Below are 1,841 nucleotides of genomic sequence, written 5' to 3'. Positions count from 1 at the left end.
GGGTTCTTTAAATACGTTTTTCGGGTTTGAATTGTAATCTATATCCCAATGTCTAAATGCAAAACTTTGCATCTCCGCTTCGTTTACATACTTATCAAGTCCCGCTTCTTTAGTAGTATCGGAGCCTATCGTAATAGTGTAGTGAGATTGAGATTTATGAAGTCCTACTCTTCCGCTTACGAATAGATACAAAATAAGGCAAGCAAAAACTGCGATGAATTGCAATATAGCTTTTAAATATTTCAAAATTTCCCCTTAGAATTAATTAGGAGGATTATATCTTAAATCAAATTAAATCGAAATTTTACATGGCGAGCGGGTAAAATTTCATATAAATTTAGCCCGCAAGCCTTGAAATTTGAGCAAATTTAGAACATAAACGTGTATTTAAAATTTTAATAGCTCTATCCCAGATCTTGCAGCAAATCCGCCAAGCTCACGCTTGATAGGGATTTTTTAAAATCATTCTGAATGCGAGCAAAGCGCGGCGCGAGTACCGCCTCGATCTTGCCGCCCACGGGGCAGGCGCTAGGCGAGCCTTTGTGCATGCGAAACATCGCGTCCTCCTCGCTCACCGCCTCGTAAATGTCTAAAAGCGTGATGAGTCGCGCGTCGCGAGCTAGTGTGATGCCGCCCACGCCCGCGGTCGTGAGCACCAAGGCCGCGTTTTTCAGCTGCGAGATCAGCTTGCGCGCGATGGCGGGATTTATCCCCGAGCTTGCGGCGACGAAATCGCCCGTGACCTTCTCCTCGCGAAAATACGCGACGCAAAGCATGATGTGAACCGCGAGTGAGAATTTGATACCTACTTGCATTTCGCTCCTTGATTTGGATCTGAGTTTTAGAATTTAAGCGAAATTTTCCTTAAACTCGGCCGCTAAATTTTAGATCGCGCTAAAATTTCATCCACCAAGCGATTTTCCTAAAATTCTAACCTTAAATTTAATCGTGTCTAAATTTTACTCGCTAAATGATTTCCTAAAATTCGGATATTAAATTTTAATCGTTCCGAAATTTTATCTGTTAGGCTATTTTTTTAAAATTTAGATGTTAATTTTAATCGCGCCTAAATTTCATCCGCGACATAGCAGGCCTCGCGTTACCCTATACCGATAGCGCGACTATCCCCGTCTGCTGCCGCTACTACCGCTATCGTCGCTATTACTACATTATCTTTGTCTCCATTGTCGCTGTCGCTGCTGCCGCTACCAATTCATTATATTTACAGCAGATCGCTATTGCTGCTTGCCGCTACGCTACCATCGCTCATTATCTTTACGGCTGTTATTGCAGTCGCCGCTTATATTCTCACTGCCGCCCGCTGTATTACGGCTACCGCTAATGCCGCCGCCCGTGCCGCTGTCGCCTACTATCATTGCAGCCGCTACCGCGTTCATTATCACTACTGCTATTGTCGTGAATACAATCCGCTACTATCGCCATCGCCGCTATTATTCGAATACAATGGCTACCGATGTTCTGCAACGCAATCGCAGCCATCATTAATAACCGTGCGGTCGCCGCTACCGTCACCGTTAAATTTTAAATTTTAGCTTGAGTGGCTCCGCCACTAAATTTAATTTCAAGCCGTAGCTCGCTCTAGCTCTAAATTTTAATTCAAATATAGGCTCTGTCCTAGCTCTAAATTTTAATTCAAAGCTCTAACTTACTTTTTCGCTAAATTTTAAATTTACGTTAGAATTTTACCGGGCCACGTAGTTAAAATTTTTGTCCGCGTTTTGCCCACCACGTAGTTAAAATTTTTGTCCGCGTTTTGCCCACCACGTAGTTAAAATTTGCGTCCACGTTTTGTCCGTCGCGCAGTTTAAAATTTACACGCG

Annotated in this window: 2 protein-coding genes and 1 pseudogene; all 3 read right to left on the bottom strand. The window is 43.2% G+C overall.

From position 1 onward, the window contains the following. Nucleotides 1–246: pseudogene (locus Q0413_RS02430) on the bottom strand (hypothetical protein); the annotation flags it as partial. A gap of 158 nt (nt 247–404) precedes the next feature. Next, on the bottom strand, nt 405–815 hold the full coding sequence (locus tag Q0413_RS02425) for an Rrf2 family transcriptional regulator (protein WP_298986948.1): 411 nt from the start codon (nt 813–815) through the stop codon (nt 405–407). Between the two features lie 441 nt (nt 816–1,256). Further along, on the bottom strand, nt 1,257–1,397 hold the full coding sequence (locus tag Q0413_RS02420; protein ID WP_297995205.1) for a hypothetical protein: 141 nt from the start codon (nt 1,395–1,397) through the stop codon (nt 1,257–1,259). Nucleotides 1,398–1,841 lie beyond the last annotated feature (444 nt).

The sequence above is a fragment of the uncultured Campylobacter sp. genome (assembly GCF_938045465.1).
Classification (GTDB): domain Bacteria; phylum Campylobacterota; class Campylobacteria; order Campylobacterales; family Campylobacteraceae; genus Campylobacter_B.
The sequence above is the reverse complement of the archived record's forward strand: the minus strand, read 5'-3'. Positions and strand labels throughout refer to the sequence as shown.